Origin of the sequence: Curtobacterium sp. 9128 (assembly GCF_900086645.1) — a bacterium.
Lineage (GTDB): Bacteria > Actinomycetota > Actinomycetes > Actinomycetales > Microbacteriaceae > Curtobacterium.
The window spans coordinates 188,721-201,905 of record NZ_LT576451.1; the positions used below are offsets into that span (position 1 = coordinate 188,721).

General features: G+C 69.2%; 12 protein-coding genes. All 12 read right to left on the minus strand.

All coding sequences use genetic code 11. The features are described from left to right. Positions 1 to 381: 381 nt before the first annotated feature. Positions 382 to 1,962, minus strand: coding sequence for a glutamine-hydrolyzing GMP synthase (gene guaA / locus QK288_RS00920; protein ID WP_281265958.1), 1,581 nt, complete (start codon positions 1,960 to 1,962; stop codon positions 382 to 384). Continuing rightward, entirely contained in the window at positions 1,959 to 2,405 is a 447-nt protein-coding gene (locus QK288_RS00925; protein ID WP_281265959.1) for a DUF3817 domain-containing protein, read from the minus strand. Before QK288_RS00925 ends, guaA begins: the two co-directional genes overlap by 4 nt. Positions 2,406 to 2,415: 10 nt before the next feature. Next, positions 2,416 to 3,171 carry an SURF1 family cytochrome oxidase biogenesis protein gene (locus QK288_RS00930; protein WP_281265960.1) on the minus strand — a complete coding sequence of 252 codons (756 nt, stop codon included), beginning with the start codon at positions 3,169 to 3,171 and terminating at the stop codon, positions 2,416 to 2,418. Positions 3,172 to 3,176: 5 nt separating this feature from the next. Then, on the minus strand, positions 3,177 to 4,592 hold the full coding sequence (locus tag QK288_RS00935; RefSeq protein ID WP_281265961.1) for a cation:proton antiporter: 1,416 nt from the start codon (positions 4,590 to 4,592) through the stop codon (positions 3,177 to 3,179). Between the two features lie 5 nt (positions 4,593 to 4,597). Then, positions 4,598 to 5,131, minus strand: a complete 534-nt coding sequence (locus QK288_RS00940) for a TrkA C-terminal domain-containing protein (protein ID WP_144760467.1) — start codon at positions 5,129 to 5,131, stop codon at positions 4,598 to 4,600. 231 nt (positions 5,132 to 5,362) lie between these two features. After that, positions 5,363 to 6,910 (minus strand): histidine ammonia-lyase, encoded by a 1,548-nt coding sequence (hutH, locus tag QK288_RS00945; RefSeq protein ID WP_281265962.1) that lies wholly within the window; start codon positions 6,908 to 6,910, stop codon positions 5,363 to 5,365. Positions 6,911 to 6,972: 62 nt separating this feature from the next. Beyond that, positions 6,973 to 8,844: a glycerol-3-phosphate dehydrogenase/oxidase gene (locus QK288_RS00950; RefSeq protein ID WP_281265963.1), complete on the minus strand. Its 1,872-nt coding sequence runs from the start codon at positions 8,842 to 8,844 to the stop codon at positions 6,973 to 6,975. A 65-nt stretch (positions 8,845 to 8,909) separates the two neighbouring features. Next, positions 8,910 to 10,031, minus strand: coding sequence for a GuaB3 family IMP dehydrogenase-related protein (locus QK288_RS00955; RefSeq protein ID WP_281265964.1), 1,122 nt, complete (start codon positions 10,029 to 10,031; stop codon positions 8,910 to 8,912). A 20-nt stretch (positions 10,032 to 10,051) separates the two neighbouring features. Next, positions 10,052 to 10,228, minus strand: coding sequence for a hypothetical protein (locus QK288_RS00960; RefSeq protein WP_281265965.1), 177 nt, complete (start codon positions 10,226 to 10,228; stop codon positions 10,052 to 10,054). 146 nt (positions 10,229 to 10,374) lie between these two features. Beyond that, complete coding sequence (locus tag QK288_RS00965; protein WP_281267638.1) at positions 10,375 to 11,100, minus strand: ABC transporter ATP-binding protein; 726 nt, start codon at positions 11,098 to 11,100, stop codon at positions 10,375 to 10,377. Between the two features lie 95 nt (positions 11,101 to 11,195). Beyond that, positions 11,196 to 12,206: an ABC transporter ATP-binding protein gene (locus QK288_RS00970; RefSeq protein WP_281265966.1), complete on the minus strand. Its 1,011-nt coding sequence runs from the start codon at positions 12,204 to 12,206 to the stop codon at positions 11,196 to 11,198. After that, positions 12,199 to 13,185: a branched-chain amino acid ABC transporter permease gene (locus QK288_RS00975; RefSeq protein WP_281265967.1), complete on the minus strand. Its 987-nt coding sequence runs from the start codon at positions 13,183 to 13,185 to the stop codon at positions 12,199 to 12,201. The genes QK288_RS00970 and QK288_RS00975 overlap by 8 nt, the downstream gene beginning before the upstream one ends.

The following is a 13,185-nucleotide window of genomic DNA, read 5'->3' on the forward strand; positions in this document are numbered from 1 at the left end:
TCGTCGTGGTGGTCCTCCGCCCGTCGCCCGCCGCCCGCGCCCGCCGCGCGACGCCCGACGCGCGACGCCCGACGCGCGACGCCCGACGCGCGCTGCCCGACCGGTCACAACTCCCCGCTCAGGTTCGCCGAGCGGTCACGAAACGTCGTTCGTAGCGCCGACGACCGACGGTCTGTGACCACTCCACGAACGTGAGCGGGGTGTTGCGACCACCCGGCACGGGGCACCCGGCACGGGGCACGGGGCACCCGGCACGGGGCACGGGGCACGGCACAGGCACGGCGGCATCGGGGTACAGGGGCACCCACACCCGCGGCGCGCCCCACGCACGACGAAGGCCCGCCGAGCACTGCTCGACGGGCCTCCGGCGTCAGGGGAGCATCACTCCCACTCGATCGTCCCCGGCGGCTTCGACGTGACATCGAGCACGACCCGGTTGACGTCGCGCACCTCGTTCGTGATGCGGTTCGAGATCTTCGCGAGCACGTCGTACGGCAGACGCGTCCAGTCGGCGGTCATCGCGTCCTCGGACGAAACCGGGCGGAGCACGATCGGGTGCCCGTACGTGCGCCCGTCGCCCTGGACGCCCACGGAGCGGACGTCGGCGAGGAGCACGACCGGGCATTGCCAGATCTCGTCGTCCAACCCCGCCGCGGTCAGTTCTTCACGCGCGATCTTGTCGGCCGCGCGCAGGATCTCCAACCGCTCCTTGTCGACGGACCCGACGATGCGGATGCCGAGACCGGGGCCGGGGAAGGGCTGGCGGCCGACGATGACCTCGGGGAGCCCGAGCTCGCGGCCGACGGCACGGACCTCGTCCTTGAACAGCGCACGGAGGGGCTCGACGAGCTCGAACGTCATGTCCTCGGGCAGACCACCGACGTTGTGGTGCGACTTGATGTTCGCGGTACCGGAGCCACCACCGGACTCGACGACGTCCGGGTACAACGTGCCCTGCACGAGGAACTTGACCTCGGCGTCGCCGTCGGACGCGCGGGCCTCGAGCACGAGTGCCTCGGCGGCTGCCTCGAAGGTGCGGATGAACTCGCGCCCGATGATCTTGCGCTTCTGCTCCGGGTCGCTCACGCCGGCGAGGGCGTCGAGGAACTGCTGCTCGGCGTCGACCGTGATCAGGCGGACGCCGGTCGAGGCGACGTAGTCCTCTTCCACCTGCTTGCGCTCGTCGGCACGGAGGAGCCCGTGGTCGACGAAGACGCAGGTCAGCTGGTCCCCGACGGCCTTGTGGACGATCGCTGCGGCGACGGCGGAGTCGACCCCACCGGACAGCCCGGCGATGACGCGGGAGGACCCGACCTGCGCGCGGATGCGGGCGACCTGCTCCTCGATCACGTTGGACGAGTTCCAGTCGCCGGGGAGCCCGGCGGCCTTGTGCAGGAAGTTCTCGATGATCTCCTGGCCGTGCTCCGAGTGCTTCACCTCGGGGTGCCACTGCACGCCGTAGAGCTTGCGCTCGTCGGACGCGAAGGCCGCGACGGGAGTGGACGCACTCGACGCGAGCACGTCGAAGCCCGCAGGCGCCGCCGACACGGAATCGCCGTGCGACATCCAGGTCGTCTGGGCCGCCGGCTGTCCACCGAGCAGGACGGAATCGGTCCCGCTCACCTCGACGGAAGTGGCGCCGTACTCACGGAGACCGGTGTTCGCCACCGTCCCACCGAGCGCCGATGCCATGGCCTGGAATCCGTAGCAGATGCCGAGGACCGGGACGCCGAGCTCGAGGATGTCACCGTCGAGCGACGGTGCGCCTTCCTCGTACACGGACGACGGTCCGCCGGACAGCACGATCGCTGCCGGGGCCTTCGCACGGACCTCGTCCGCGGTGATGGAGTGCGGGACGATCTCGCTGTAGACGTTCGCTTCCCGCACGCGGCGAGCGATGAGCTGCGCGTACTGGGCTCCGAAGTCGACGACGAGGACGGGACGCTGTTCGGTCTCGCTCACCGAGCGGCCTCCTTCTCACGCGCCTGTTGCGCGGTCAGCTCGTGGTAGGTGTCCATGGCGATCTTCTGCATGCGGTGCTCGACCACGAACGACATGAACGGGATGATGCCCCCGAGGGCGATGAGCAGGAACCGGATCGGCTTCCAGCGCATGATGCTCCACAGACGGAAGTCCGTGAACAGGTACAGCACGTACAGCCAACCGTGGGCGATGAGGATGCCGATCGACAGGTTGAAGGTGCCGGGATCCTTGCCCGCAGTGCCCTCCGGCACGAAGAACGCCCCGCCGCCGAGCTGCATCTCGAGGTGCAGCGGCGTGTACTTGATGACCATCTCGACCACCAGGGCGAGCAGCAGCACACCGGTGATGTACGCCGAGACGCGGTACCACTTCACCGCTCCCGGGATCTTCGGGATGTCGCGGGTTCGGACGGTCAGAGCCATATCGGCCATCCTACCGTCGTGCGAGCATGACCTCTTCGTCCTCGTTCTCGCGCTCCCAGGCGTCCTTCACGAAGCGCCACCAGAGGAACACGGCGAACCCGGCGAAGACGACCCACTCGACCGCGTAGAACAGGTTCAGCCAGTCGAACTGGACGTCGCGGGTCGGTGCGCGGTCGGCCACGGTGGACAGGTCCGCTGCCTTCGCCGTGGTGCCGTCCGCAACGACGTAGCCGCCGTACATGCGGTCGTCGAACGCCTTCCACGTGTTCACGAACCGCGCGGGTGCGACGGCCGAGTACTCGTTCTGCTGGAAGGAGTCCTGGTCTGGGGACTCGGACGGGTAGTACCGCCCCTGCACCGTGACGGTCGCGCCGTCCGCCAGGCGGTCACCGCCGGCGACGGCGGCTGCCTTCTGGTCGGACCAGCCGATGACGACCGGGAGGCTCGCCCCAGTGGTCGTGTCGACCATGTGTCCGACGGTCTGGTACTTCCCACCCCCGCTGCGCCCGGTCAGGACCGTCGTGTCGCCTTCCACGAAGCGGCCGGTGACGGTCACCTTCTGACCGGCGAGGCTGTCGCCCACCCCGCGCTCGGGCTTCGACACGTCCGACAACACGTGGCGCGTCTCGGTGGTGGCCGGGAGCGGCTTGCCGTTCTCGATGCTGCGCTCGAGTTGCCACTTGCCGAGGAATGCGAACACCGCTGCGAGGACCAGCGCGAGCAGCAGCAGCGCGATCCATCTCGGTCGTCGGGCTACGGCCCACATGCGTATCAGTACTCCGGATCGCGCTGGCGTGCCGGGCGTTCGGGGCGCTCGGCGGGGATCTCGACCGACGACGTCCCCGTGCTCACCGTCTCCGGTTCACGCTCGGATGTCGTCTCCGGTCGACCATTCTCGCGCTCTTCGCTGCCAGCAGCCTCCACGAGGGCGATCTCCTCGGCGAACCGGGCATCGCGTTCGGCCTTGCGCGCAGACGCCGCCTCGGCGGCGGCGCGCTCGCGCCCGCGCAGCTTGCGCACCCGGGCAGGACGGACCACGAGGCGGCCGATCCGGTCCGAGTTCGAGGCGAGCAACGGCCCGAGGATCGCCATGATGAGGACGTACAGGCCCGCGAACGCGGTGATCCGTGCCTCCAGTCCGGCGGCAGCCGAGAGCGTCGCGAGGATCAGCGCGAACTCGCCACGGTTCACCAGGATCACCGCGGTGTTGATGCCCTGCTGGACAGAGAAGCCGTTCATCCGGGCAACGAGCTGCCCTGCGACGGCGTTCAGCACGACCGTCATGCCGACCGCCGCGAGGACCGGCCAGAACACCTCGCCGAACGTGGCGATGTCGAGACCGAGGCCGAAGTTGACGAAGAAGAACGCCGCGAAGACGTCACGCATCGGGAGCGCCAGCTGCTCGATGCGGTCGCGGTAGCGCGTCGCGCCGCAGAGCAGGCCGATCACGAACGCGCCGATCGCGTCGGTCACGCCGAGGAGCTCCCCGATGCCACCGAACATCACGGCGAGGCCGAAGAACAGGATCGTGAAGAGCTCGTCGTCGCGCGTCGCGAAGATCCGCGAGACCTGTTTGCCGCCCCACCGCGCCAGGCTGAACATCACGATGAGGAACCCGAACGCCAGCCCGAGCTTGCCGATCACGCCCCACACGTTCGTGTCGCCGGACAGCACGACGGAGACGATCGCGAGGTAGATCGCGATGAAGACGTCCTCGATCACGGTGACGCCGAGGATCATCGGGGTCTCGTCGTTGGCCAGACGGCGGAGTTCGATCAGCAGCTTCGTGACGATCGCACTGGATGACGTCGCCGTCATCCCGGCGATGATCAGGGCTTCCCGGGTGCCCCAGCCCAGGGAGAACCCGAAGGCGAACCCGACGCCCATGTTGATCGCGACGTACGTGCCGCCGGACACCAAGAGTTTGCCGGCGTTGCCGTAGAACTCTTCCTGGTCGAACTCGAGCCCCAGGTTGAACAGCAGCAGGATCAGGCCGAAGGTGGCGATGAGCTCGATCGTGTGCGATTCGACGCTCAGCCCGATCCACGGCGTGTGCGGGCTCGCGATGAGCCCGACGATCATGTAGATCGGGATGGCGGGCAGGCCGATCAGCTTGCCGAGGCGTCCGAGGACGTAGGCGATGAGGAACAGGCCGCCGATGGTGAGCAGCTCACCACCCAGGTGCATCCGCGCTACCTTCCGGGCGGGGCCTCGGCAGCTGCTGCCGCCGCGAGCTCACCGCTGCGGTAGAACGAGAAGGCCTTCGCGACCTTCTCGGGAGCGCCGGCGACGACGATCGTGTCACCCGGGAAGACGACGAAGTCGGGTGACGGCGCCGGGTTGGCGCTGTCGCCACGGACGACGGCCACGACGGTCAGGCCGATGAAGCCCGAGTCGTGCAGGTCGCCGAGCGGCTTGCCGGCGATCGCGTCGTCGTAGTCGACCGAGAACCAGTCGATCGACAGCCCGGGGATCTCGTCGAGCTTGTCGAGCCCCTCGGTGATGCGGGTGCCGCCGAGCAGCTCGGCGAGGGTGTGCGCTTCGTCCTCACTGAGGCGCAGCGACACCTTCTCCGACTTGTCGGCGCCGTCGGAGACGTCCGCGAAGGAGATGAGGTCGGAGTGTCCCGACCGGTGCGTGATGACACCACACTTGCCACCGTCGTCGGTGTAGAAGCTGTGCAGCACGCCGACTCCGGGGAGTTTGACGCGGTGAACGTCGACCATGATGGCTCCCTTTTCGAGTACGCCCATGCTAACCACCGCGAGTGTCCGCGCATTCCACCTGTGGAAAGTCCGTCAGCGCAGGATGCCGAGGCTGCGGGCTGTGGAGACCAGGGCGCATGCGTTCCATCAGGCGCCCGGCGATCGCCGGCGCGAGTGCGCTCTCCCCTGCTGCGGATGACCGCGGGTGACCGCGGATGACCGCGGACAACCCAGACGACCGCGGGCGAGCGGTCAGGCGATCCCGGCTCCGGCACCGCGAGCCGCCGTCAGGAGCGTTCCGTCGACGACGAGCTCGACCGCCGCGGCGATCTCCGGCGCCAACCACCGATCGTCGCCAGGACCGGCCACGCGCTGCCGGAGCGCGGCCCGGACCGCGCCGGTCACGGGTGCCGACGATTCCCCGCGGAAGTCCGCCGCCCGAGCCGCGGTCATGATCTCGATCGCGAGCACACGCCCGAGTCCGTCGACCGCGCGACGGAGCTTCCGCGCGGCGCTCCAGCCCATCGACACGTGGTCCTCCTGCATCGCGGACGTCGGGATCGAGTCCACCGACGCGGGCACCGCGAGCCGCTTCAGCTCGGAGACGATCCCGGCCTGGGTGTACTGCGCGATCATGTGCCCGGAGTCCACGCCGGGGTCGTTCGCCAGGAACGGCGGCAGCCCTCCCGACCGGCTCGCGTCCAGGAACCGGTCCGTCCGTCGCTCCGACATGCTCGCGACGTCAGCCACCGCAATCGCGACGAAGTCCAGCACGTAGCCGATCGGCGCCCCGTGGAAGTTGCCGTTCGACTCCACACGCCCGTCGATCGTCACGACGGGGTTGTCGACCGCCGACGCGAGCTCACGCGAGGCGACGAGCGCCGCGTGGTCGAGGGTGTCGCGCGCCGCACCGTGCACCTGGGGTGCGCACCGCAGCGAGTAGGCGTCCTGCACCCGGGTGAAGCCGGACGAGCGATGTGCGGCGATGACGGGTGACCCGTCGAGGGCGGCCCGCATGTTCGCTGCCGACCGCGCCTGCCCCGGGTGCGGCCGGAGCGCCTGCAGATCGGCGGCGAACACCGTGTCCGTCCCGGCGAGCCCCTCGACGCTCATGGCAGCGGCGAGGTCGGCGGTGGCGACGAGGTCCCGCAGGTCTGCCAGCGCGAGGAGGAGCATCCCGAGCATGCCGTCGGTGCCGTTGATGAGCGCGAGCCCCTCCTTCTCTCGGAGGACGAGTGGCTCGATGCCTGCAGCGGCGAGCGCGTCGGCGGCCGGCATCGGGACGCCGTCGACCCGCACCTCGCCCTCGCCCATCGCGGCGAGCGCACAGTGCGCCAGCGGTGCGAGGTCGCCGGAGCAGCCCAGGCTGCCGTACTCGCCGATCACGGGCGTGATCCTGGCGTTCAGCAGCGACGCGTACGTCAGCGCGACGTCCGGCCGGACCCCGGTGCGACCGGTCGCCAGGGTGGAGAGCCGCAGGAGCATGAGCGCACGGACGACCTCGTCCTCGATCGCCGGACCGCTCGACGCAGCGTGGCTCCGGACGAGGGACGCTTGCAGCTGCTTCCGTCGGTCGAACGGGATCTGCTTCGTCGCGAGTGCGCCGAACCCCGTCGAGACCCCGTAGTGCGGCGCGGTGTCGTCGGCCAGCGCCTCGATCACCGCGCGGCTGTCGGCCATCGCGACGAGGGACTCCGGGCTGAGCTCGACGAGGGCACCGTGCCGTGCCACGGCGACGACGTCAGCCGGGTCGAGGGCGCCGGTGTCGACGGAGACGGGACGAGACGCGATGACGGTCATGATGCTCCTTTGCTGTACCGGCTACCCGGTACAGCAATTGAAGCACCCGATCGTCTCCGCGACTACTTCGGCTCGGTGGTCTTCTCGCCGACGACCTGCTCGTCGCTTGCCGTCGCACCGTCGGCGCCCTCGCTCCGACCTCCGCCGACGACGACGTCGTCCTCCTCGAACCCGAACGCGATGTCCGGCGCCTCGAGACGCACACGGTCAGCAGACGCGTCGTCCGGTTCCAGCTGCGAGGCCCGTTCGGCGGCGACGCGCTTCAGGTAGTTCGACACCTCGGCCTCGGTCTGCTCCTGGTCCCAGCCGAGCACACCGGCCATGAGCTTCGCCGCCACGGGAGCCGCCGACTCGCCACGGTCCCACGCCTCGATGGAGATGCGGGTCCGACGGGCGAGGACGTCCTCCAGGTGGAGTGCTCCCTCGTGCGAGGCCGCGTACACGACCTCCGCACCGATGTAGTCGTCCGCCCCCGGGAGCGCCTCGGCGAGCGCGGGGTCCTCCTTCACGAGCTGGAGCACCTCGCTGGTGAGCGTGCCGTACCGGTTGAGCAGGTGCTCGACGCGGACCTTGTGCAGCCCGAACGTGCGGGCGGTGCGTCCGCGCTTGTTCCACGCCGCCGGGTACCCCTCGGCACCGAGCAGCGGGATGTCCTCGGTGGTCGACGCCGGGATCTTGCCGTCCATCGCAGCCACCGCCTCGTCGATGGCGTCCTTGCCCATCACCCGGTAGGTGGTCCACTTGCCACCCGCGACGACCACGAGTCCCGGCACCGTGTGCGCGACGACGTGTTCGCGGCTGAGCTTCGACGTCTGGTCCGACTCCCCCGCGAGCAGCGGCCGGAGTCCGGCGTAGACGCCCTCGACGTCCTCGCGGGTGAGCGGGACGCGGAGCACCTTGTTGACGTGTTCGAGGATGTAGTCGATGTCCGCCGCGGTGGCTGCCGGGTGCGCCTTGTCGAGGTACCAGTCGGTGTCGGTGGTCCCGACGAGCCAGTGCCGTCCCCACGGGATGACGAACAGCACGCTCTTCTCGGTGCGGAGGATCATGCCCATGTTCGACTGGAAGCGGTCGCGTGGGATGACGAGGTGCACGCCCTTCGACGCCCGCACCTTGAACTGCCCCCGCGTGCCCACCATCGCCTGGGTGTCGTCCGTCCAGACACCCGTCGCGTTGACGACCTGCTTGGCCTTGATGTCGAACTTCTCGCCGGTCTGGATGTCGTGCGCGTGTGCGCCGACGACTCGTTCGCCGACCTTGATGAACCCCTCGATGCGGATGCGGGACGCGGCGTGGGCGCCGTAGGACGCAGCCGTCCGGACGAGTGAGGACACGTAGCGGGCGTCGTCCACCTGGGCGTCGTAGTAGGTCATCCCCCCGACGAAGGCGTCCTTCTTCAGGGACGGCATCGAGCGGAGCACCTGCGTGCGGCTGAGGTGTCGGTGGTGTGGGACACCGGGCGGGCGCCCACCCGACCAGCTGAACGCGTCGTACATCGCCATGCCGATGCCGATGTAGAAGCGCTCCCAGACGCGGTGGTTCAGCGGGTACAGGAACCGGACCGGCTTCACGAGGTGCGGCGCGATGCGCTGGAGCAGCAGGCCGCGCTCGATGAGGGCTTCTCGGACGAGCCCGAAGTTCAGCTGCTCGAGGTAGCGGATGCCGCCGTGGACGAGCTTCGACGAGCGACTCGACGTACCGGATCCCCAGTCACGGGCCTCGACGATGCCGACGCTCAGTCCCCGGGTCACCGCATCGAGCGCGCTCCCACCGCCGACGATCCCGCCGCCGACGACCAGGACGTCCAGCTCCTTGGCCTTCAGCACCTCGATCGCCGCCGCGCGTTCGTCCGGTCCGAGCTTCGCCCGGGGGTCGAACCCCGCCGTGCCGAATGCTCCGGTCGGTGCCTTCTTGCCCGAGACCGTCGTTGCCATCATCGCCTCCGCGCTGCCGTTGCGAGCGGCGCCGGAGCGTCACCCGCGCTGCACGGGTGCCACCGTCACTGCTGGTGGTACGGCGCCACGACCACTTCTACTCGCTGGAACTCCTTGGCGTCGGAGTAACCGGTCGTCGCCATCGAGCGACGCAGCGCGCCGACGATGTTCGCGCGGCCGTCCCACGTCGGGGTCGGGCCGTTCAGGATGTTCTCGAGCGGGGCGATCGTCCCGACCTCGACACGGCGGCCGCGCGGCAGCTCCGGGTGGTGCGCCTCGGCCCCCCAGTGGAACCCACCGCCGGGGGCTTCGGTCGCACGGGCGAGTGCCGTGCCGAGCATCACGGCGTCGGCACCCATCGCGATCGCCTTGACGACGTCGCCGGCGGTGTCGAGACCGCCGTCCGCGATGACGTGCACGTAGCGGCCACCCGACTCGTCCATGTAGTCACGGCGGGCGCCGGCGATGTCGGCGACCGCGGTGGCCATCGGCGCGTGGATGCCCAGCGCGGCACGGGTGGTGGAGGCAGCGCCGCCGCCGAACCCGACGAGCACACCGGCGGCACCGGTCCGCATGAGGTGCAGGGCGGCCGTGTAGGTCGAGGCACCGCCGACGATCACGGGGACGTCGAGCTCGTAGATGAACTTCTTGAGGTTGAGGGGCTCGGTGCTCTGCGACACGTGCTCCGCGGAGACGGTGGTGCCGCGGATGACGAACAGGTCGACACCGGCGTCGACGACGGTCTGCGAGAACTCCTGCGTGCGCTGCGGGCTGAGCGACCCGGCGACCGGGACCCCGGCGGCGCGGATCTCCGCGAGCCGCGCGGTGATGAGCTCGGCCTTGACCGGCTCCGCGTAGATCTCCTGCATGCGCTTCGTGACGTTGCCGTCGGTGAGCGCCCGGATCTCGGCGTAGTAGGGCTCCGGGTCTTCGTACCGGGTCCAGAGCCCCTCGAGGTCCAGGACACCGAGGATCCCGGCCTTGCCCATCTGGATGACCGTCGCCGGCGAGGCGACGGAGTCCATCGGCGCGGCGAGGATCGGCGCTTCGAAGGTGAAGGCGTCGATCGACCACTGCACGTTCACGTCACGCGGGTCACGCGTGCGCCGCGAGGGGACCACCGCGATGTCGTCGAACGCGTACGCCCGACGTCCGCGCTTGCCTGCACCGATCTCGACTTCACTCACCCGGCAAGCCTACCGGTGGCCTACCGCGCGCGTCGTCGGCGGAGCATGCGGAGCGTCAGGCCGAGTGCGAGCGCCAGCACGATGAGCACGACGAGCAGCGCCGCCGCGACCTTCACGAGCAGTGCGGCACCGACGAAGAGCACGGCGAAGACGACCCAGACCAGGATGTCCATCGCGATGCTCGAGACGCGTTCCACCTGCGGAACGCTACCCGCATGGCGGAGTCGAGCCGAGCCTCCAGGCTGGGAGAGGGGCCGTGCGGCGCGAAAGCGACTTCGCACGACCCCTCTCGGTTGCCGGTACCGCCCCCACAGCGGCACCGGCATGCCGACCCCGGCTCGCGCTAGCGAGCGGCGTCGACGTCCTTCGCGAGCGTCCCCAGGTAGAGCTCGATGACCTTCGGGTCGTCGGCGAGCTCACGCCCGGTGCCCGAGTACGCGTTCTTCCCCTGGTCGAGCACGTACCCACGATCGCAGATCTGCAGACAGCGTCGCGCGTTCTGCTCCACCATGATGATCGACACACCGGCCTTGTTGATCCGGCGTGTGCGGATGAACGTCTCGTCCTGGCGCACCGGGGACAGCCCGGCGGACGGCTCGTCGAGCAGCAGCACCTTCGGGTCCATCATCAGCGCCCTGGCCATCGCGACCGACTGCCGCTCGCCGCCGGAGAGCGATCCTGCACGCTGGCCGCGGCGCTGGCCGAGCACCGGGAACAGGTCGTAGATGACCTCGAGCCGCTCGGCGAACTTCCGTGGCCGCAGGTACAGCCCCATCTGCAGGTTCTCCTCGATGGAGAGCGACGGGAACACGTTGTTCGTCTGCGGCACGAACCCGACGCCCGCCTGCACGAGCTTGTTCGCCTTCATGTTGGTGATGTCCTCGCCCTGCAGCGTCACCGAGCCGTCCCGCACGGAGACCAGCCCGAACAGCGCCTTGAGGAGCGTCGACTTGCCTGCTCCGTTCGGGCCGATGATGCCGATGAGCTCACCCGGGTAGCAGTCCAGGTCGCAACCGTTCAGGATGTTCACCCCCGGCAGGTACCCGGCGACCAGGCCGCTGGCACGCATCACCGGTTCCAGCGTGGCCGTCCCGGTTCCGCCGGTCTGTGCTCCGCCGGTCGGACTGGAGGCACGGGTCGGTTCCGCCCCGTTCGTCGCGTCGGTCATCGGGTCGCCTTCCCGTCGTCGGCGGGGTCCGCCGTGCTGTCTGCTGTCGTGTCCGTCGCAGGTGCCGCAGTCGCGTCCGTCACGGGTGCCGTGTCGGCAGCGCCCTCGGCGTCTTCCTCGGCGACCTCTTCGGCGAGTTCCTCGTAGGTCTCCTCGGTGAGGAGCGAGTCGTCACCGAGGTCGGTGTCGTGGTGCGCCCCGAGGTACGCGTCGATGACCGCCTGGTCGTCCATCACCGTGCCGGCCGGCCCCTCGGCGACGACGCGCCCCTCGGCCATGACGACCACCCAGTCTGAGATGTGCCGGACCATGTGCATGTCGTGCTCGACGAAGAGCACGGTCATGCCGTCGTCACGGAGGGACTGGATGTGCCCGAGCAGCGACTGGGTGAGCGCCGGGTTCACGCCGGCCATCGGCTCGTCGAGCATGATCATCGTCGGGTCGGACATCAGTGCCCTGGCCATCTCGAGGAGCTTCCGCTGGCCGCCCGAGAGCGAGCCCGCGTAGTCGTCCTTCTTCTCGAGCAGCTTGAACCGGGCGAGGAGTTCCTCGGCCTTGGCGGTGATCTCCCGCTCACGGCGGCGCCAGACCGGCGCGATCAGCGCGGCGAAGAAGTTCTCGCCGGGTTGGTCCTTCGCGCCGAGCAGCATGTTCTGCATCACCGTGAGCCGCGACAGCGCCTTGGTGAGCTGGAAGGTGCGGACCATGCCGGCGCGGGCCACCTTGGCGGCGCCGGTGTTGCCGAGGGTCTTGCCGTTGAAGACCCAGCTCGCGTCCTTGCCGCTCGACGGCTTGTCGAACCCGGTGAGGAGGTTGAAGAACGTCGTCTTGCCGGCACCGTTCGGCCCGATCAACGCGGTGATCGAGCCGCGCTGGACCTCGAGGTGGTCGACGTCGACGGCGGTCATGCCGCCGAACTTCCTGGTGATGTTGTCGACGGTGAGGATGGCGTCGGGCTTCGCAGCGCCCGGCGTGTGCGCGACGGTGCTCGTGGAGGTCTCAGACACTGAACGTCAGCTCCTTCTTGTTCCCGAGGAGTCCCTGTGGACGGAAGACGATGAGCAGCATGAGCGCGACGCCGACGAGCACGTAGGAGAACTGCTCCGCCTGCTGCGCGTTCATGATCGAGTTGGGGATGAAGTCGCTCGCGAGCGTCCTGATCGCGAGCCGGACGACGAAGAACAGCACCGAGCCGAGCACCGGCCCGAAGACCGTCGCCGCGCCGCCGAGGATGAGCGCGGTCCAGATGAAGAACGTCATCGAGCGACCCATCGCGTCCGGTTGCACCGAACTCGGCAGGACGTAGATGACCCCGGCGAGCGCTCCGAGCGCACCACCGAAGACGAGCGCCTGCATCTTGTACGAGTACACGCTCTTGCCGAGGGAGCGCACCGCGTCCTCGTCCTCGCGGATGGCCTTCACCACGCGCCCCCACGGACTGCGCATGAGCAGGAAGAGCACGAGCGTGAAGAGGGCGACGAGTCCCCACCCGACGATGCGGATCCACCAGCCGTTCACGCCGTTGTTCGAGTACGTGAACCACAGGATCGTGGTCGTGCCGTCCGGCAGGAAGCTCAGCGCGTTGAACGGGTCGCGGTAGGCCGATCCGGCGATGCCGTTCGAGCCGCCCGTCGTCGTCGTGAGGAGACTCGACCTGCCGACCATGCGGATGATCTCCGCGCCGGAGATCGTCACGATCGCCAGGTAGTCGCCCCGCAACCGGAGCGTCGGGATGCCGAGGATGATCGCGAAGACGATCGCGACGAGCAGTGCGACGAGGACCGCCATCCCGAACGGCAGCCCGTTCGTGATCGAGATCGCGAAGCCGTAGGCGCCGAGCAGCAGGAACGCCGCCTGCCCCATGTTGACGAGCCCGGTGAGCCCGAAGTGCACGTTCAGCCCGATCGCGGCGAGCGCGAACGCTGCCGTGGTGGGCGCGAGTGCCTCCTGCGTCAGTGCGCTGAGGAGGTTGACGATGTAGTCCAT

Bases quoted from the DNA above. Each gene is read 5' to 3' on its own strand.
- QK288_RS00940 (WP_144760467.1), bottom strand. From the start codon at position 5,131: ATGGTCGACGTTCACCGCGTCAAACTCCCCGGAGTCGGCGTGCTGCAC.
- QK288_RS00930 (WP_281265960.1), bottom strand. From the start codon at position 3,171: ATGTGGGCCGTAGCCCGACGACCGAGATGGATCGCGCTGCTGCTGCTC.
- hutH (WP_281265962.1), bottom strand. From the start codon at position 6,910: ATGACCGTCATCGCGTCTCGTCCCGTCTCCGTCGACACCGGCGCCCTC.
- QK288_RS00975 (WP_281265967.1), bottom strand. From the start codon at position 13,185: ATGGACTACATCGTCAACCTCCTCAGCGCACTGACGCAGGAGGCACTC.
- QK288_RS00935 (WP_281265961.1), bottom strand. From the start codon at position 4,592: ATGCACCTGGGTGGTGAGCTGCTCACCATCGGCGGCCTGTTCCTCATC.
- QK288_RS00950 (WP_281265963.1), bottom strand. From the start codon at position 8,844: ATGGCAACGACGGTCTCGGGCAAGAAGGCACCGACCGGAGCATTCGGC.
- QK288_RS00925 (WP_281265959.1), bottom strand. From the start codon at position 2,405: ATGGCTCTGACCGTCCGAACCCGCGACATCCCGAAGATCCCGGGAGCG.
- QK288_RS00965 (WP_281267638.1), bottom strand. From the start codon at position 11,100: ATGCGTGCCAGCGGCCTGGTCGCCGGGTACCTGCCGGGGGTGAACATC.